Annotated in this window: 17 protein-coding genes; 6 read left to right on the top strand and 11 right to left on the bottom strand. The window is 39.6% G+C overall.

What is annotated here, in order from left to right; genetic code table 11:
- Positions 1-35: 35 nt before the first annotated feature.
- The 11 genes from BUA53_RS07165 to panC form a co-directional block, all read right to left on the bottom strand.
- Positions 36-566, bottom strand: coding sequence for a DinB family protein (locus BUA53_RS07165; RefSeq protein WP_072834665.1), 531 nt, complete (start codon positions 564-566; stop codon positions 36-38).
- A gap of 78 nt (positions 567-644) precedes the next feature.
- Complete coding sequence (locus BUA53_RS07160; protein ID WP_072834664.1) at positions 645-2315, bottom strand: S8 family peptidase; 1671 nt, start codon at positions 2313-2315, stop codon at positions 645-647.
- A gap of 209 nt (positions 2316-2524) precedes the next feature.
- Positions 2525-4051 carry an L-piperidine-6-carboxylate dehydrogenase gene (amaB, locus tag BUA53_RS07155; RefSeq protein ID WP_245793047.1) on the bottom strand — a complete coding sequence of 509 codons (1527 nt, stop codon included), beginning with the start codon at positions 4049-4051 and terminating at the stop codon, positions 2525-2527.
- 5 nt (positions 4052-4056) lie between these two features.
- A complete protein-coding gene (locus tag BUA53_RS07150; RefSeq protein ID WP_072834662.1) occupies positions 4057-5988 on the bottom strand; it encodes a TonB-dependent receptor plug domain-containing protein in 1932 nt (643 codons plus the stop codon).
- A gap of 46 nt (positions 5989-6034) precedes the next feature.
- Positions 6035-6853, bottom strand: coding sequence for a 3-methyl-2-oxobutanoate hydroxymethyltransferase (gene panB / locus BUA53_RS07145; protein WP_072834661.1), 819 nt, complete (start codon positions 6851-6853; stop codon positions 6035-6037).
- Positions 6854-6937: 84 nt separating this feature from the next.
- Positions 6938-7834: a Ppx/GppA phosphatase family protein gene (locus BUA53_RS07140; RefSeq protein WP_072834660.1), complete on the bottom strand. Its 897-nt coding sequence runs from the start codon at positions 7832-7834 to the stop codon at positions 6938-6940.
- Positions 7815-9902, bottom strand: coding sequence for a polyphosphate kinase 1 (gene ppk1, locus BUA53_RS07135; RefSeq protein ID WP_072834659.1), 2088 nt, complete (start codon positions 9900-9902; stop codon positions 7815-7817). The genes BUA53_RS07140 and ppk1 overlap by 20 nt, the downstream gene beginning before the upstream one ends.
- 57 nt (positions 9903-9959) lie before the next feature.
- Positions 9960-10451, bottom strand: a complete 492-nt coding sequence (rfaE2, locus tag BUA53_RS07130) for a D-glycero-beta-D-manno-heptose 1-phosphate adenylyltransferase (RefSeq protein ID WP_072834658.1) — start codon at positions 10449-10451, stop codon at positions 9960-9962.
- Positions 10405-11457: a lysylphosphatidylglycerol synthase transmembrane domain-containing protein gene (locus BUA53_RS07125; RefSeq protein ID WP_072834657.1), complete on the bottom strand. Its 1053-nt coding sequence runs from the start codon at positions 11455-11457 to the stop codon at positions 10405-10407. Before BUA53_RS07125 ends, rfaE2 begins: the two co-directional genes overlap by 47 nt.
- 99 nt (positions 11458-11556) lie before the next feature.
- Positions 11557-11901, bottom strand: a complete 345-nt coding sequence (gene panD, locus BUA53_RS07120) for an aspartate 1-decarboxylase (RefSeq protein WP_072834656.1) — start codon at positions 11899-11901, stop codon at positions 11557-11559.
- Between the two features lie 38 nt (positions 11902-11939).
- Complete coding sequence (gene panC / locus BUA53_RS07115) at positions 11940-12782, bottom strand: pantoate--beta-alanine ligase (protein WP_072834655.1); 843 nt, start codon at positions 12780-12782, stop codon at positions 11940-11942.
- 89 nt (positions 12783-12871) lie between these two features.
- Here panC and BUA53_RS07110 point away from each other — a divergent pair, with 89 nt between their 5' ends.
- From BUA53_RS07110 to BUA53_RS07085, 6 genes are all read left to right on the top strand, one after another.
- Positions 12872-13687, top strand: a complete 816-nt coding sequence (locus BUA53_RS07110) for a glycogen/starch synthase (RefSeq protein ID WP_072834654.1) — start codon at positions 12872-12874, stop codon at positions 13685-13687.
- Positions 13688-13713: 26 nt separating this feature from the next.
- On the top strand, positions 13714-15165 hold the full coding sequence (locus tag BUA53_RS07105; RefSeq protein ID WP_072834653.1) for a DUF4270 family protein: 1452 nt from the start codon (positions 13714-13716) through the stop codon (positions 15163-15165).
- A 66-nt stretch (positions 15166-15231) separates the two neighbouring features.
- Positions 15232-16485 (top strand): methionine adenosyltransferase, encoded by a 1254-nt coding sequence (gene metK, locus BUA53_RS07100; RefSeq protein ID WP_072834652.1) that lies wholly within the window; start codon positions 15232-15234, stop codon positions 16483-16485.
- A gap of 59 nt (positions 16486-16544) precedes the next feature.
- On the top strand, positions 16545-17045 hold the full coding sequence (locus BUA53_RS07095) for a hypothetical protein (RefSeq protein WP_072834651.1): 501 nt from the start codon (positions 16545-16547) through the stop codon (positions 17043-17045).
- A 39-nt stretch (positions 17046-17084) separates the two neighbouring features.
- Positions 17085-17855: a 23S rRNA (guanosine(2251)-2'-O)-methyltransferase RlmB gene (gene rlmB / locus BUA53_RS07090; protein WP_245793045.1), complete on the top strand. Its 771-nt coding sequence runs from the start codon at positions 17085-17087 to the stop codon at positions 17853-17855.
- 67 nt (positions 17856-17922) lie between these two features.
- Positions 17923-18786 (top strand): hydroxymethylglutaryl-CoA lyase, encoded by an 864-nt coding sequence (locus BUA53_RS07085; protein ID WP_072834649.1) that lies wholly within the window; start codon positions 17923-17925, stop codon positions 18784-18786.
- Positions 18787-18810 lie beyond the last annotated feature (24 nt).

The following is an 18810-nucleotide window of genomic DNA, read 5'->3' as shown; positions in this document are numbered from 1 at the left end:
ATTACTACCAGGATATAATTTTAGTGAACCATCTCTTATAAAGAGATGGTTTTTTCTTGAAGATACCTTTCTTTCAGAATGTTTTGATGATGTTGAATGTGACCAAGGATTATAAACCCAATCCCTTTTACATATACAGGGTTTCCATTGGCCGTTCCTGTTTCGTTCAGCATAGTTGGAGTAAAGGATCTGAATAATAAAGCGGTGGCGTATTGAACGGCTTTTAGTTCTTCTACCAGGTCTTCTTTTGTTCGCAACCCGGCCATTGAATTCGAAGCATAATAATTCTCATCAAATCCAGGAAGAGAAGTCTGATCTTTCCTTGCAAAGCATAAAGCCCGGTAACAAAAGATCCGTTCAGTATCAATTATATGCTGAACCATTTCTTTAATGGACCATTTTCCTTCAGCATAACGAAAATCCCATTTCTCAGCAGGTATTGTAAGGAGAAAATTGATGAATTCTGTTGGATAATGAGCAAATGCTTCGTCTAGTTCCCTTGTAGCAACCAGGTTAATATACTTATGATAATACTCAGGAACCCGGGAAAGTTCAACCTTTGACATGTGTTAATATATTTTAAGGGCTGAAAATAAAAAATCCCGGCAATACTACCGGGATAAAAAGGATTAACGGAAATTATATTAAGCTCTTTTGGACTTTTTTATCTTGATCTTGGTTTTAACGGGTGTCATATCAGCTTGTTTAGTCATAGCATCTGCAAGTTTTACTGCTTCATAAGCATTTAATACACCACCGCTTTTACTTAAATCTGAAAAAGGAACTGTTTTACTGGAATTCGGTTGGGTCACCTTTACTTTAGGATCAACAGCGCTTTTTTCAATAACCTGCTTTACCTGTTGGGGAGTGAGTGTTGGATAATATTCAAGAAGGAAAGCTGCAACCCCTGCCGTAACAGGAGAAGCCATACTTGTTCCGGAAAGGTTCCTGTATGTATTTCCTCCAGGGACGGTTGAATAGATATTGACACCGGGTGCGAAAACATCAACTTCTTTTTTACCAAAGTTGGAAAAATCCGCTACAAGGCCGCCATTTGATGGATCACCGCTGGCACCAACCATTATCCAGTTATTTACTTTCTCATGATCTAATAAAATAGGAGAAGGGTAGTGAGGCATAGTGTCTACCAGGTAGCCTTCATTTCCTGCAGCTGCTACCAGCAAAACACCTTTACTTTCAGCATATTTTACAGCATCATCAACCCATTTCTTATTAGGTGAATAATACTTACCAAAACTCATGTTGATGACACGGGCTCCATTATCTACAGCATACCTGATTGCCAGGGCAATATCCTTGTCATGTTCATCCCCATCAGGTACTGCCCTTACCATCATAATACGGACATTGTCTGCAATACCATCTACTCCCTTGCCATTATTCCTGGAAGCAGCTATGATACCTGATACATGGGTACCATGTAAGGCAGAGGACATCCCAGCCATTACATCATTATTGCCATAGAAGCGGTCATTGATATCATTTTCATTGTCTTTAACAATTTCTCCCCTGTAATCTTTAGGAGCTGTATTGGCTGCATCAGCCTTGGTAAGATCAGCTTCAATACCATCAAGAATCTCTGTATTAGGTATCTCGAAATTATTATTATTGCCTTCACTGATGTTAAGAACCACATTGCGCATTACCACAGCATCAGGATTCGTTGGCTTATATGTTTTAAGGTCTTCGCCGTTGTATTCAGTTTTACTCAATTCCTTCCTGATCACAGAATCACCTCTTTTCAAGGATGGGAACAGGCGTTTGATAAAGAAGAGTTCATTTTGGTCAACTCCTTTAGTGATATCCGATTTAGCCCTTAGCCATATATTGTATTCTTCCTGGTCTTCTTTACTTAAAGTAGATGGATCTTTTATATTCTCAAAATGAGGTTTTAGTGCATGATAGATCCTGGCAGCTTCATAAGAATCCTTATCAACATTTCTACCGTCACGTCCGCCAAGGAAGTTCCAGCCATGAACGTCATCCACATATCCATTACCATCGTCGTCAATCCCGTTACCAGGAATTTCTTTTGGATTTACCCACAGTATAGGTTTCAGGTCTTCATGTGTGGTATCAATACCTGAGTCAATAACTGCAACTACTACTGTTTGACTTTTCTTTCCTTTTACGAAATCATATGCTTTATCCAGGTTAATGCCATAATAACCCTCTTCAATGCCTTTTAAATGCCAGCCATTGGAGGATGTTTTTTTTGAACTTTGGCCAAATGAGGTTAAACAGAAAACTGAAACAAATGCAAGCAGTACGGATCTCTTTAATGAATAAACCATCAGATATTGTTTAATAAATTGAGTATTTGTAAAATTAACCAATCACTTAATAATAAGTTGTCAAAACGTATACAATTGGTTTGCCCTGATTTGTTAAAACAGTGTGGTTATTGTACAGGTAAGTATCAGCAGTTAGCTAATGACAATTATAAGATCAATAATATAACTCTCTTGAGTATTCCAGGAGTTAATTGGATTATTAAATATTATTATAGGTCAAATTTTATTCCCTGTGCCAGGGGCAGGCTTTTGCTATAGTTGATGGTATTGGTTTGTCTCCTCATATAGAATCTCCATGCATCACTACCACTTTCACGGCCCCCACCTGTTTCTTTTTCACCTCCGAATGCTCCTCCAATCTCTGCTCCGGAAGTGCCAATATTTACATTAGCTATTCCACAATCACTTCCAGACGAAGACAGGAATTGTTCAGCTTCTCTTAAATTCAGGGTCATTACAGCAGAAGATAAGCCCTGTGGGACATTATTCTGAATAGCAATTGCTTCATCAAAAGTTTTGTATTTCATCAGGTACAATATAGGGGCAAAAGTTTCATGCTGTACAATTTCAAAATGGGGCTGGGCTTCAGCTATACAGGGCTTCACGTAGCAACCAGTTTCATATCCAGGGCCTTCCAAAACGCCACCTTCTACTATAAAAGTTCCACCTTCAGCCTTACATTTTTCTATAGCTTTCAAATAAGATTCAACAGCAGCTTTATCAATTAACGGCCCCACATGGTTGTTTTCATCCAGTGGATTGCCTATCCGTAACTGTTTATAGGCATTAACCAGTTTTTCTTTGAATTTATCATATACTTCATCATGAATGATGAGGCGGCGGGTGGATGTGCAGCGTTGACCGGCAGTACCTACTGCACCAAACAAACAGCCTATTAATGCCATATCAAGATCAGCATCTCGGGATATAATGATTGCATTGTTCCCACCTAACTCCAACAATGATCTGCCTAACCTTGCACCAACGGCAGCGCCTACCGATTTGCCCATGCGAGTGGACCCTGTGGCAGAAACAAGTGGTATCCTGCTATCCTTTGCAATTTTGTCTCCCATTTCTCTTTCGCCGGTTACTATGCAACTAACTCCTTCGGGAACGCCATTTTTATTAAAAACTTCCGCAATAATATTTTGACATGCCACTGCACAAAGGGGAGTTTTCTCTGATGGCTTCCAAAGGCATACATCTCCGCAAACCCATCCCAACATGGCATTCCAGCTCCAAACAGCCACAGGGAAATTAAATGCAGAAATGATGGCAGCAATGCCAAGCGGATGCCATTGTTCATACATCCTGTGCCCGGGACGCTCACTATGCATTGTCAAACCATGAAGCTGCCTGGAAAGCCCAACGGCAAAGTCACATATATCGATCATTTCCTGGACTTCTCCATAGCCTTCCTGCAGGCTTTTGCCCATCTCGTAAGATACCAGCTTGCCCAGGTTTTCCTTATTTTTTCGGAGTGCCTCACCTATTTGACGTACTACATCTCCTCGTTTAGGTGAAGGCCAGGTTCTCCATTCAATAAATGCTTTTTGTGCCGTGCGGATCACTTCTTCATAGGAGTTATCATCTGTAATTTTGATACTGGCAATTAAGTGGCCATCGACAGGGGAGTAGGAACTAATAGTTTTTCCATGGCTCTCTATCCATTGTAAGCCTGTTGATGTGCCGCTATTTTGATCCTTTATTCCTAATTGTTTGAGTACGTCCTGCATGATCATTATTTTGATAAAGATATTTTGATTCCTCCCATGATCCACCTGCCTGGCATGGAAGCTCCTAAAAGGTCCGAATAATTCTTATTAAAAAGGTTATCTACCTGGGCAAATACACTTAGGGTCTTCTTTTTTACATAATACTCCGCCCTGGTATTTAATAGAAAATAATTCGTAGTAAATTTTGCTATTGCAGCAGGAGCATCACCCTGGGGCCGCCGGTCTTTATAGATCCCTGAAACACTTATTAAAAAATCACTAATGCTGTATTGAACGGTACAATTTACCAGGTAACGGGCATGCGATGATAAGTAAAGTGATGGTATAGTATCACTTTCCCTGCTATGAAGCCACACTGAGCCTAAGGTTATAAATAACTGTTGTGAAGCTTTAATTGCTTTTGCATATTGCATTTCAGCTTCTATTCCCTTTGTTTTCACCTTTGCAATATTTTTTGCCAGGTAATAAGAACCAGAAGGAATAAGATTTTCTTTGCGTGGCATATCACTATAAGGCGTTAATGCATAATCTATTAATTTGTTTTGAAACCGCTGGAAATAAGTAAACGATAATTTGAGAGAATTGCCAGGATATATATCAACTCCACCTTCATAGCTATATGAGCGCTCCGGCATCAGGTAGGGATTACCAATTTTACCGCTGCTAACAATTGGTTTATTATAATTATTATATCGTTCAGTGAAGTCGGCGTCTCTCATTGTTTTTCCAACACTTCCTCTTAATTGGAACAATTCCTTTCTATAGGAAATGTTCATCTGTGGCACCAGCTCCCATCCTGTATTTTCTACCCATTCAGTTCTTAAGGCAGGAGATAATGCAATGTAGTTTCCAATTTTTTGGTTGGCAAGCACAAACAATCCAACCTGTCCCAATGAATGGGTTCCCCTGTCATTAGACGCTATTTGTTTATTTATATATTGTCCGCCATACACAAGAGTAGTTTGTGGTTTTATTTTCCACTCATTGGTTATACCAACCTGGTACAGTTTGCTTTTATTTTGATTAGCTATGGAGTGAGGATTGAATGAATAATTATCATCAAGCAGTTTATAACCTGCACTTAGTCTTTGTGTATTCTTTTGAGAAAGGTGGGTAAGTTGCACCTGGCTCCAGTTTGTACTTACTTTTTCTTGTGCTGTATCGGAAGTGAAATTGGTATAAAAGTTTTGGGCGGCAAACTTCCTGTTATCATACGCCCCTCTCAATGATAATTGCCAGTTATCATTAAAGAAATGGCTTAAAGAAATAGTAGCTGTATTATTATGGAAATATCCTTTTATTCCCCGTTGCTGTTGCCCGGTTGCATTATTTGTTAACAATCCGAATCCTATAGAAGTTTTGCCATTGTTAATGAAAACGCCTGCGCTTGCATTTAATAGCCCAAAAGTCCCGGTGGATACCTGGGCAACCGAGTTTCTTGCACGAGCTTCTTTTTTGGCTGCAAAAGTTTTGGTGATGATATTGATTACGCCGCCCACAGCTTCTGTACCATATATTGCTGAAGATGCACCTTTTAATATTTCAATTCTTTCAATTTCAGATGGTATAATTGGAAAGTAACTGCTGAAATGACCGGTATTGGGATCATTTAACCGTACCCCATCCATTATCACCAATACTTGTTGAAATGTACCTCCACGTAATACTATATCACTTTGAGAACCCATGGGCCCACGTGATTGAACTTCAATACCAGGTAGATACTTTAATAATTCATCTATAGAATTGACAGGTAGATTATAAAATTGTTCTCCTTTTATAACATAAATATTCCGCCCTGTTTTTGACGTTCGCTCAGAGCTTATGGAGGATGTAATTGTTATAGGATCAAGGTTGATATCCTTTTCCTGGGCCATGCCAAAGACCGGAATACAAAGCAAAAAGGCTTTGATTACTTTACTGGTTAATGCGTTCATTTTCTTTTTCAACAGGACGCAAAAATAGGATTAACCAAAAAAAGCCTTAATAAGATTCATTATCGTTGGGAAAATTGTTGGATCGAACATCTTCAATATATTTCTGGACAGCCTTTGTAGCCTGGTCATGTATATTTAAATATTGCCTTAAGAATCTGGGCTTAAATTCAGTATTGATTCCAAGCATATCATGCATTACCAACACCTGCCCATCGCAATATTTGCCTGCTCCAATACCGATTGTAGGAATGTGCAGGGCAGCCGAAACTTCTTTTGCCAGGTTAGCCGGTATTTTTTCAAGTACCAAAGCAAAACAACCTGCTTCTTCAAGTAGTTTAGCATCTTTTCGCAGCTTATTGGCTTCAGCTTCTTCTTTAGCCCTCACGTTATAGGTGCCAAATTTATAAATAGACTGCGGTGTTAATCCCAGGTGGGCCATAACGGGTATCCCGGCAGCTATGATCTTTTTCACTGATTCCAGTACTTCTTCACCTCCTTCCAGCTTTATCGCATGTGCACCAGTTTCTTTCATGATTCGTATGGCAGAAGCCACTGCAAGCTCACTGTTGGATTGATAAGATCCAAAAGGAAGGTCTACTACTACCAATGCTCTCCTGGCTCCCCTTATAACTGATGAAGCATGATAGATCATTTGGTCCAGCGTAATGGGGAGAGTAGTTTCATGACCTGCCATAACATTGGACGCTGAATCTCCAACGAGTAATACATCTATGCCTGCAGCATCAAAAAGCGTAGCAAAAGAAAAATCATAAGCTGTGAGCATGGAGATCTTTTCTCCCGATGCTTTCATTTTTTGCAATGTATTGGTGGTAATACGTTTTACTTCAGGGGTATTGGCACTCATTGGTGATATTTAAGAGTTGGTTCAATGGATCAAAGTTAGGTTCCTGAAGCAAAACTTAAGTAATACTGTCTAACTATTCTAACGTTAGTTATTGACCGAAGTTTTTCGCAGCCGGTCATAAAGAATATGTACCAGTCCATCTGCCAAACCTATCTTAGGAACAAAAATCTCCTCTGTATCAGCCCATTTCATTACATTAATATAGATAAGCAATGCCGGTACAATTACATCGGCCCTATCCTCGCGCAGCTTATACATGGAAATTCTTTGAGTTAAACTGAGGCTGCTGAACTCTTTATAATAGTTACGTAATAACTCAAGGCTTAATGGCTTTCCTTCTTTTCTCTTTGATAAAGAAAATATCTTATTAATATTCCCTCCAGATCCAATAGCTGTAATATGGTGATAGCCCGTAGTTTTTTCTTTAATAAATTTTTTCATCTGGTTCCAATGGTCTTCTGTCACCTTGTTCTTTAACAGCCGAATGGTTCCAATATTGAATGACTCTTTGGAGACTAATTTTCCATCACTGAAAAAACTTAATTCTGTACTGCCGCCGCCAACATCAATATATAAGTAAGATTCTTGTGTATTAAGGTTTTCTGCCACGTGATTTTCATAAATAAAAGAAGCTTCTTCTTCGCCAGTGATCACTTTAATCTCAACACCAGATTCAGCTTTTACCTTTTGAAGTATCTCTTTAGCATTAGAAGCATCCCTCATAGCAGATGTGGCTGCAGTTATAAAATGTTTCACATTGTAGACATCGATGAGAAGTTTGTAAGACTGGATAGTTTTTACCAGCATTATTTCCTTTTCTTCCGATATTGATCCCATTTCAAAAACGTCAAAACCCAAACGCAAGGGTACCCGGACAAGTGTAAGTTTTACAAATTCAGGTTTGCCTGCCTGCCCTTGAACAACATCAATTATCAGCAGTCGTGCTGCATTACTACCTATGTCAATTGCTGCTAACCTCAACTGGCTTTTCTATTTTACGGTTTAAATAATTAAATGTTTCTACCTGGGAACGTATAGGCTCACCCTGGGTTCTTACATATTCGTTGCTTAGATCATTATCTAACCAGCGGGCTTTCACATTATCATGTAACTGAATATTTAGTATATCCTTTAATTCTTTTTTTATTCTTTCATCAAAAATAGGACAGGAAGCTTCCACCCGGTGGTCAAGGTTGCGAACCATCCAGTCTGCGGATGAAATGTACACTTTTTCCTTGCCACCATTATGAAAAATCCACACACGGGCATGTTCCAGGTATTCATCAACAATACTGATTGCTTTTACCGGTATAAGAAATTTGTCATCCTGAGAAAACATACAAAATATGCCCCTGATAACCAGGTTGATCTCAACGCCTGCTCTGGCAGCTTCATATAGTTCATTTATGAGTTCTTCATCTGATAAAGAATTCATTTTTGCCGTGATGATCCCTTTCCCTTTTTTCTGAACATTCTTTATCTCAGTCCTTATAAGTTTTATAATTTCTTTCCTTATAAAGATGGGACTTGGAATAATAGTATTACAAGCTTTTAAGAAATGTGTTCCGGTTTTATAGTGCTCCAGGTAATTAAACAGCCTGTTCACATCAGCCATAATATTTTTGTTGGACGTAAGCAAGCAATGATCTGCATATATCCGGGCTGTATCTTCATTTAAATTCCCAGTACTTACAAATCCATACTGAACAATACGGTCCTGTACTCTTTTTCTTATTACGCAGACTTTAGCATGCACCTTCATGTTAGGGATACCTATCAGTACTTTTACACCTTCATCCTCCAGTCTTACCTTCCAGGCCAGGTTAGCTTCTTCATCAAATCGGGCCCTTACTTCCAGCATAACCATTACCTGCTTTCCATTTCTAACAGCGTTTATAAGTGCATTGATCACTTTTGATTGTTTTGCTAATCGATAAGTAGTGATCTTAATTGAAGCTACATCAGGATCAATGGCTGCCTCTCTTAAAAGGTCAATGACGGGGTTGAAAGAATGGTACGGGAAGTGGAGCATCACATCTCTTTTCATCACCACATCTGTAACCCTGTTTTCAAGTAAAAGTGGATGATCAAAGGGTTTTCTTCTCTTGCTTTCCCCATTGAATATCTGTTTAGGAAAATCCATAAAATGCCTGAAATTATGAATACGTCCACCGGGAATAATATTATCCCGCTTGCTTAGATTGAATTTCCTGATCAGGTATTCCAGTAACCCTGGATCCATTTCTTTGTCGTAGATGAACCTTACTGGTTTTCCTTTGCGGCGGTTCTTAATGCCTTTTTCAATTTTCTGGATAAGATTAGTAGATATGTCATTATCTATATCTATTTCAGCATCACGGGTCAGTTTAAAAACACCTGACTGGTATTGATCGTAACCAAAATAACTAAATATCTCAGGCAGATTGAATCTTATGACGTCTTCAAGCAAAATTATATGGTGTTCATTCTCAGGGGAGGGTAGGATAACAAAACGGCTCATTACCCGGGTGGGAATTTCAATAATTGAATACATTCTTTTGAGTGCACTTTCTTTCTTCCACATTACAACACCCAGGTATATGGATTTATCTCTCAGAAAGTTTAATTCCTGTATGCTTTCTATCATTAAAGGTATTATGTTAGGACTTACTTCCTCTTCATAATACTGTTGCACGAATTCCTGTTGTTCCAGATTCAGATCTTTCTCTGTAACAAGAAATATCTTTTCCTCCTGGAGTTCTGAAAGAATGCCATTCCAAATGCGGTTAAATTCGCTTTGCTGATTCAAAACCATCATTTGAATCTCTTCGAGAATACTTTCAGGATTGGCTTCCAAATGCATTTTAGCTTTAGTGCCTACCTGGATCATTCGTTTTAATGTGGCAACTCTTACCCGAAAAAACTCATCGAGGTTATTGGAAAATATACCCAGGAATCTAATTCTTTCCCTAAGGGGAACGCTGGGATCAGCAGCCTCCTGCAGCACCCGGGCATTGAATGAAAGCCAGCTAATATCTCGTGGAATAGTTTTACGCCTGGAATTTGCCATGCAATATGTTTCGTATCAACATAAATATACGCAACATCCGTGCTTAACTATAAAAGGCTATTTATTTTGCAGTTTGTTAATGATAGAAGTGGTTGAGTAACCTTCAACGATAGGATTCAATACTACTTTTCCGCCCCATGCTATTACTTCCTTTGCTCCGGCTATATCTTCTACTTTATAATCACCACCTTTAATAAGTACATCGGGCCGTATTTCCACTATAAGTTCTCTCGGTGTTGGCTCAGAAAAAATGATTACTGCATCAACCATCGCCAGGGCTGCTATTACTAATGCCCTGGAATTTTCATCATTTACAGGTCTGTTTTCACCCTTAAGGCCCTTTATAGATATATCTGCATTAATGGCAACTACCAGGTAATCGGCCTGCCGGGCGGCCTCTGTCAGGGAAGCAATATGGCCGGCGTGCAGGATGTCGAAACAGCCATTCGTAAATGCGATCTTTTTATTTAATACCCGCCATTGACTGATTCTACGCTGCAGCTCAGGTAATGTCGATATTTTGTTCTGTATACTGTTGCCTGGATTCAATGTTTTGCTTTCTTTTATTATGATAGGAAAATAAACCAGAAAATATTACACCTGCTCCAATAATTATAATTGTTTGTACAGACCATAACAACCACCCCAATGCATTTCCTATGGTATCTTCATTTAAACCATAGAGACCCATTAATTTGGCTACCAGCAGGGGATAAGCGCCAATTCCCCCCGGAGTCAACACCATTCCCACGCTTCCTACAGCCAGTGTAGTTAAACCACCGCCAATGCCCAGGTGGGCAGTTTCCTGTAAAGCATATATGCCAATAGTGGTACTAGCCAGGTAAAGTGACCAGATCAGAACTGAATAAAACAGAAATATTCCTTTGTGTTTAATGAACTTAATGCTGCTCAAACCATGAAGAATACCCCTGATCACATGTTTTATTTTGGCAACCGCATCTATATGACCAAAACGCCTGAGCAAGAAAAAGAGCACACCCACAATAGTTATTATGACGGCCAGCACTATTACGATTTTCTGGATAGACGCATGACCGGTTTTATCTGTAAAAAACTTTCCAAAGGAATGCGATACGTACCCGCCAATAACATGTCCCTGGAAAATTAGAGCAAGAACAAAGACAATAATAAGAGAGACGAGGTCTACAGCCCTTTCCATAACAATGGTTCCAACAAGCCGGTCTGCACGCACATTCTCGTAGCGGGAAAGTAGTGTACATTTTACAACCTCACCTAACCGTGGAACACCGGCATTCACAAGGTAACCAATCATTACCGCAGCAAACGTATTGAAAGTACTTGGGTGATAGCCCATTGGCTCCATAAGTATCTTCCATCTAAGGGCCCTGAAATAATGACTCAGAAGCAATAATATAAAAACAGGAAATATTAACCAATGCCTGGCCCTTTGCAAAGCATCTTTTATTTGCAACCATTGCAAATGATCGATCTTGCGTATAGAAAGCCATACAAATAAAATCCCGAGTCCCAGGAAAAATGAATACTGGAGTATGGTAAAGATGGATTTCCTCATTCAATTCGAAGATACCAAAGGAATGCCGAACAGACCAACAGGTCCTTAATCATTACATTGTAATATCAAACGATCATCCCTGTTTGTTTTGTTAGTTTTTTATAATTTGTTTCCTTCCTTTGGAAACACTACCCAGGGCTTAAATGTTTTAGCTTCTTCAAAAGGCATTGAGGCATAGGAGATGATCACTACTACATCACCCACCATTCCTTTACGTGCTGCCGGGCCATTCAAACAACAAACTCCTGATCCACTTTTCCCTTTGATCAGGTAAGTGTCCAGCCTTTCCCCGTTGTTAACGTTTACCACGGTAACCTTTTCATTTTCTATCATATTGGCAGCTGCCATAATATCTTCATCCAGCGTTAAGCTGCCAACATAATGAAGATTTGCTTCGGTAATTACTGCACGGTGCACTTTAGATTTTAAAACTGCAATATTCATAGCGGACGCAAAGGTAATTTATGGACGTGAAGTCTTTGTTAATTCAAAAGAAGATTATCTATCAACCTTACATTCCCAATGGTTGCAGCAACCAGGGCGACATCTGCTTCGGAAGCATTCTCACTCGGAGCCAGGTCGCCTGCTTTGGCTATTTCAACATAATCCACCAAAAATCCTTGCCTGGTTAAATGCTCTTTGGCATTTTTCTTTAATGTTTCCAAAGGTGTTTGCGGCAGGTTAACCTTAATATTTTCCAGCTCTTTATAAATGGAAACAGCCAATTCTTTTTCCTGGCCAGTCAATCGCAGGTTACGGCTGCTCATGGCAAGTCCGGAACTTTCTCTTTTTGTTGGACAAATATGTAAATCCACCTTTACTGCCCTCCCGGTAATCTCCAGTAATTTTTTTATGACCATGCATTGCTGAAAATCTTTTTGACCTAAATAAAGATTATCAGGAGTTATAATATCCAAAAGTCTGTCCACTACTTCACAGACTCCCTGGAAGTGCCCTGGCCGGTAATGACCCTCCAGGTTATGCTCAATGGAGCCCAGGTCATAGTGCTTTTTCAGATATCCAGTTGGGTATATTTCGGAGGTGGAGGGGAGGAATAAGATGTCGCAACCTGCGGCAACCAGGTGCTCAATGTCCATACTAATAGTTACAGGGTAATGCTTGAAATCTTCCGGATTGTTGAACTGAGTTGGATTGATAAAAATACTGCAAACCGTGATATCATTGCCAGCTGTGCATTGATCGATAAGAGACAAATGACCCTCGTGGAGAGCTCCCATTGTTGGGACAAATCCAACAGTTTTGCCTGTATTCTTTTGACGCTGAAGATGTTCTGTAAGAGCTCCTGCCTGTTTGAAAAGGATCATAAATCTTGATTACAGATATACTAACTGTCCTGTTTAATTAGAAATAGTTACCTTTGCAAACCTTTTTCCCAGAGTTTAAAACGGTAACAATGTCAGCAAAGAAAAGAATTTTATTCATTGCCAACGAAATGTCTCCATACCTTGAATTGACTGAATTTTCAGAAATAGTAAACAAGCTGGCGATAAAATCTAATGATAGTGGTTACGAAGTGCGTTGTATTATGCCCCGGTTTGGCGCCATCAATGAGCGCCGTCATCGGTTGCATGAAGTTGTGCGTCTTTCAGGTATAAATGTTTCAATAGATAACGAAGATTTTCCTTTGCAGATCAAAGTGGCATCCCTGCCTAATGCACGTCTGCAGGTATATTTTCTAGACAATGAGGACTTGTTTAAAAGAAAGCACATTTTTACTGATGATAATGAAAAATGGTATGATGATAATGGTTTAAGAGCCATTTTCTTTTGCAAGGGAGCCCTTGAAACCGTTAAAAAGTTTGGCTGGCCTCCGGATCTTATTCATTGCAGTGGATGGATGACAGGTTTGATACCATTATACCTTAAAACTGTATATAAAAAGGAGCCGGTATTTTCTCATAGTAAGATCATATTCACCTTGGGTCAAACAACCTTTAAGGAAAAACTGGGTACTGATTTTCTACAAAAAGCTATGATACATCCTTCATTAAAAGAAAAGGATCTTGAACCTTATAAGGATGCAAATAATTTAGCCATGTTTCGTGGTGGAGCTACCTATGCTGATGCAATAACATTAGGTGCAGAAAAGATCGATAAAAAGCTGTTGGATGAGTTTTCGAAAGTTCGCGGCAAGAAAACATTGCCTTATAACGCAGAGTCTGATTTAACAGACTATTTACAGTTGTATGGCGATCTTGCGAACAAGTAATTTTCAAACTGCTTTAATTAATATTTGTGAAAAAGCACAACCGGATCTTTTTCTTTGCGGCACTGTTTTTACTAATTGGTTTTATTTCTTGCAAAAAAATTAATGAAGCTACAGATCTTGGTGGTGATTTAATTCCTGCAGTTGACAATGTAAACACCTTTGAAGTTGCCTTAAATGCTGTTACGAATAACATGCTCTATGATGATACTACAAAGGTTAATTATAGTGACCTGGTAGCAGCGGGCGATTTGAATGATCCCGAATTCGGAACTACGCACGCGGGCTTTCATTTCAATATTACACCTGTATCACTTGGCACCAATCCCTTTCTTGGTCGTGACACTACAAAGATCATTGACTCTGTTGTGCTCTCTCTTCAGTATGATAATAGTTATGGAGACACCCTGAATGGATTTCAAACACTTCATGTCTACGAGATTGCTCCAAACCAGGATTTTAAGGACACAGTTTTATATAAATATGCTGATCCTTCAACTGATTTCCCAACAACCGGATCAGAACTGGGGTCTGCGACATTCACTGCAAAGTCTGCTAAAGATTCTATTCGCCTTATCCGTGCTGGAGACACTACAACTGTAAATAATGTAGTAAGAATCAGGCTGGATAACTCCTTGGGTGAAAGGTTTGCACAATATGACACTACAGCAAGTATGCTGAGTGGTGGATATCATTCAGATACTACAAGCGGATCAATTTTCAGAAAATTATTTGCCGGATTTGCCATTAAAGCCGACAACGGAAGTAACATGTTAAGTTACTTTGATCTGACAGCTACCTCGCAAACCCGCCTCACTGTCTATTACCAGATAGTTCATAATAACGGGAAAAGAGATACATTATCAACAGATTTTAATCATCGCACAAACGGGCAAGCTAATTATGTAAAAATGACGCCTGCTTCCAATTGGGCTGCTTATTTAAATAATGGTACTCCGGATGATGACAAGCTTTACATCCAATCAGCTCCATCAGGGTCTTATGCATCTATAAATGTACCAGACCTTTCAACCCTTGGGAATAAGGTAATTCACAAGGCGGAGATCATTACTTCAGTACTTCCTTCAGCAGGTGCAGATAAGTTTACACCCCCACCATATTTATTTTTAGACTACACTAATAGTGGCACACTCGATACTGCCTTTTTATTTGACAGGGATATAAACCTTGGTGTAAACCAATCTATAGACCTAAGCCTTTTTGGTGGTAATCTAAAGAACAACCAATACCGTTTTGATATCACAAGGTATGTGCAGGGCATTGTTACAAGGCATACGCCTAATGATACCTTGCGATTATATGCTCCATTAAGAACGCAGCTGTTTGTTCCATTGGCTGGTATTTATGTAAGACCACAAATTGAACAAGCCATTGGCATGGGAAGGGTAGTACTTGGCGGCGGCAATTTTGTTAATGCTGATCAACGACTGCGGCTTCGTATTATTTACTCCAACTTATAATATTAGATCGGGTGTTATATTTGCACCCGATTTTAATTTATTAACTACTATAAATATTTCCAGTTCATGCCTTACTTATTCACGTCAGAAAGCGTATCAGAAGGTCATCCTGATAAAATAGCAGATCAGATCTCTGATGCTTTAATCGATAATTTTTTAGCTTTCGATCCAAATTCAAAAGTGGCTTGCGAAACGCTTGTTACTACCGGCCAGGTAGTATTAGCTGGAGAAGTAAAGTCTAAGGCTTACCTGGATGTTCAGGATATAGCACGCCAGGTCATCCGCCGTATTGGTTACACCCGTAGTGAGTATATGTTTGAATCTAATTCATGTGGTATTCTTTCAGCTATCCATGAGCAATCTTCAGATATCAACCAGGGTGTAGATCGTAAAACTAAAGAAGAGCAGGGTGCCGGCGACCAGGGTATGATGTTTGGCTATGCAACTAATGAAACAGAAGATTACATGCCACTGGCCCTTGATCTTGCTCATAAATTATTACAGGAGCTTGCTGCCATTCGCCGTGAAAACAAACAGATAAAATACCTGCGTCCAGATGCTAAAAGCCAGGTAACGCTGGAATATGACGATAACAACCGTCCTGTACGTATTGATGCAATAGTGGTTTCTACCCAGCACGATGAATTTGCTACAGAACCTAAAATGCAGGAGCAGATAAGGAAAGACATCCTTAATATCCTTATTCCCAGGGTAAAGGCTAAATACAAAAAATACGCAAAGCTCTTTAATAACGATATTAAATACCATATAAACCCAACAGGTAAGTTTGTAATAGGTGGCCCCCACGGTGATACCGGTCTTACAGGCCGTAAGATTATTGTAGATACTTATGGAGGTAAAGGAGCACACGGTGGTGGAGCTTTTAGCGGTAAAGACCCTTCAAAGGTTGACCGTTCAGCTGCTTACGCCACTCGTCATATAGCAAAGAACCTGGTTGCAGCCGGGGTTTGTGATGAAATATTGGTGCAGGTGTCTTATGCCATTGGTGTTGCGCAGCCTACCAGTGTTAATGTAAACACTTATGGTACCGCTAAAGTAGATATGACTGATGGCGAAATCAGTAAATTGGTGGAAGATATCTTTGATATGCGTCCTTATTTCATCGAGCAACGCTTAAAGCTTCGCAATCCCATATATAGCGAAACAGCAGCCTATGGCCACATGGGCCGTAAACCAGAGGTGGTGACAAAAGAATTCTCAACTCCTGATGGTAAGGTGGTAAAGAAAAAAGTAGAGTTGTTCACCTGGGAGAAACTGGACTATGTGCCTAAGGTGAAAAAAGCATTTGGGATCAAATAATTTTATATTCAATAATAGAAACCTCTGTTCTTTCGACAGAGGTTTTTTATTTTCAACCTATGAAAAGAACTTTGCTGTTCTCTTTTTTATCATTGCTGGTCATGATTTTTATTATGCGCTGGCAAGGTCAGTCACTAATCACCCCTTCCAGTTCTATTGGTATTCTTGACCTGGAATTTGCCAAATCTACAGCGCGGCTTAACCAGTTATTATTGTTTTGGAACTACAATGATATTGCCCTGAATATATACCTGGACTTTGTTTTAATTGCTGCTTATACCTGGTTCTTTATTTCATCCTGTGTATACCTGAAACATAAACTTCCTCTTGTCAACTGGAGTGACAGGTTCATTTCCATGGCAGTTGCTGCGGCTCTATTCGATGTATGCGAAAACCTGGTAATGCTTTTTATCATTAATGGAAGATTCAATCCCTCATTTTCACTACAGGTGGTATTTTATTGTGCCCTTGCCAAATTCATCCTTGCAGGCCTGGTACTGTTGTATATTCTTATTATGTTGCCAATAGCTATATTGAAAAGGCCCAAATGGGATCTATAGTTATTGAAAAACTATCCCAGACTAAGTTACTTTTGGCAAGTGAAAAATTTCAGACCCCAGCAAAGGCCTAAGAAGAGTTCCATGATTATTGGCAGGAATAACGTTATCAATGCCCTGCAATCTGGAAAAGCCCTCGATAAGATATTTTTAAATGCAAAAGCTACAGGTGACCCGGTCAGCCAAATCAGGCACCTGGCCTCCCAACATGGTGTGCCGCTAAGCTATGTACCCCTGGAAAAGCTTAATGGTTTTAATGTTGACAATCATGAAGGCTGCATTGCCCTGATCTCGAAAGTGCAGTATCATAATTTGCAGGAAGTAATATCATGGGTTGTTGAGAAGGGAGAAACACCATTGTTCCTGATACTGGATGGCATTACAGATGTCAGAAATATTGGAGGTATAGCCAGAACAGCTTTGTGCACTGGTGTGCAGGCCATTATCATCCCTGAAAAAGGAGTGGGCGCTTTGAATGAAGATGCTATACTAACCTCCGCCGGTGCCCTGGAACACGTTACAGTATGCCGTGTCAACAGCCTGATGAAGGCCGTAGATGAACTGCACCTGAATGGAATCAAAGTACTGGCCAGTGAAATGACAGCTACCACAAAAGTTTATGATGTTGACTTTACTTCACCTTTGGCCATTATTATGGGTGGTGAGGAAAAAGGCATTTATCCTGCTTTGATGAAAATAAGTGATGAAAAATTCAGCATTCCCATGAAGGGAGATTTTGAATCTCTTAATGTTTCTGTGGCAACTGGTATGATCCTTTACGAAGCCATGAAGCAGAGGTCACAGGGTAAGTGATACTATTTATTTTTTGTTTTTAAAACCAGGAATAAATATTTCAATAGTCCACTATTTAACCTTTTCAATGACAAGTGCTAAAAATATCCAATTGGTAGAGTGTCCCCGCGATGCTATGCAGGGTTGGAAACATTTTATACCCACTGAACAAAAAGTGGAATATATCAATTCATTATTACAGGTAGGGTTCCATACTATTGACTTTGGCAGCTTTGTATCGCCAAAGGCTATTCCTCAAATGGCGGATACTGCTGATGTATTGAAAAAATTGCATTATGCAGATTCAGGATCGGCATTGTTAAGTATTGTAGCCAACTTGCGGGGAGCTGAGGAGGCTGTATCCTATAATGAAATCAGTTACCTGGGTTTTCCATTCTCTCTTTCGCCAACATTCCAGCTAAGGAATACCAATAGCACCATGGAAGAAAGCGTGAAAAGGGTGGAGGAGATCCAGAATCTTTGTGTCAATCATAATAAAAAACTGGTGGTATACCTGAGTATGGGTTTTGGAAATCCATATGGAGATGCTTATACACAGGAAGTATTATTGCTATGGGCTGATGAAATGGTACAACGAGGAATAACCATACTATCCTTAGCTGATACCGTAGGATTGGCGACACCGGCTCAAATAAGTTTTGCATTAAATACCCTTATTCCAAAATATCCGGATACCACTATTGGCGTTCATTTGCATTCCACTCCATTTAACTGGAAGGAGAAACTGGAAGCAGCCGTAAATGCAGGTTGTACACGTATTGATGGTGCGCTCAAAGGAATCGGTGGATGTCCTATGGCGCAGGATGACCTGGTTGGAAATATGAATATGGAATGGATCATCGGTTACCTGCAGGAACAAGGGTTAGTGAAAAATATTAATGAAGCGGCACTTGAAAAATGCCTTGACATGTCATCCAGGATCTTTGTATAACCAGGAATAATGAATAGCTATTGA

The sequence above is a fragment of the Flavisolibacter ginsengisoli DSM 18119 genome (genome assembly GCF_900129295.1).
In the GTDB taxonomy this organism is placed as follows: domain Bacteria; phylum Bacteroidota; class Bacteroidia; order Chitinophagales; family Chitinophagaceae; genus Flavisolibacter; species Flavisolibacter ginsengisoli.
The sequence above is the reverse complement of the archived record's forward strand: the minus strand, read 5'-3'. Positions and strand labels throughout refer to the sequence as shown.

Excerpts from the sequence above, each read along its gene's own strand:
- amaB (WP_245793047.1), bottom strand. The coding sequence starts at position 4,051 with ATGCAGGACGTACTCAAACAATTAGGAATAAAGGATCAAAATAGCGGC.
- ppk1 (WP_072834659.1), bottom strand. The coding sequence starts at position 9,902 with ATGGCAAATTCCAGGCGTAAAACTATTCCACGAGATATTAGCTGGCTT.
- panD (WP_072834656.1), bottom strand. The coding sequence starts at position 11,901 with ATGAATATTGCAGTTTTAAAATCTAAAGTGCACCGTGCAGTAATTACC.
- BUA53_RS07125 (WP_072834657.1), bottom strand. The coding sequence starts at position 11,457 with ATGAGGAAATCCATCTTTACCATACTCCAGTATTCATTTTTCCTGGGA.
- BUA53_RS07085 (WP_072834649.1), top strand. The coding sequence starts at position 17,923 with ATGACAAGTGCTAAAAATATCCAATTGGTAGAGTGTCCCCGCGATGCT.
- BUA53_RS07110 (WP_072834654.1), top strand. The coding sequence starts at position 12,872 with ATGTCAGCAAAGAAAAGAATTTTATTCATTGCCAACGAAATGTCTCCA.
- BUA53_RS07095 (WP_072834651.1), top strand. The coding sequence starts at position 16,545 with ATGAAAAGAACTTTGCTGTTCTCTTTTTTATCATTGCTGGTCATGATT.
- BUA53_RS07150 (WP_072834662.1), bottom strand. The coding sequence starts at position 5,988 with ATGAACGCATTAACCAGTAAAGTAATCAAAGCCTTTTTGCTTTGTATT.
- panC (WP_072834655.1), bottom strand. The coding sequence starts at position 12,782 with ATGATCCTTTTCAAACAGGCAGGAGCTCTTACAGAACATCTTCAGCGT.
- BUA53_RS07160 (WP_072834664.1), bottom strand. The coding sequence starts at position 2,315 with ATGGTTTATTCATTAAAGAGATCCGTACTGCTTGCATTTGTTTCAGTT.
- panB (WP_072834661.1), bottom strand. The coding sequence starts at position 6,853 with ATGAGTGCCAATACCCCTGAAGTAAAACGTATTACCACCAATACATTG.
- metK (WP_072834652.1), top strand. The coding sequence starts at position 15,232 with ATGCCTTACTTATTCACGTCAGAAAGCGTATCAGAAGGTCATCCTGAT.
- BUA53_RS07165 (WP_072834665.1), bottom strand. The coding sequence starts at position 566 with ATGTCAAAGGTTGAACTTTCCCGGGTTCCTGAGTATTATCATAAGTAT.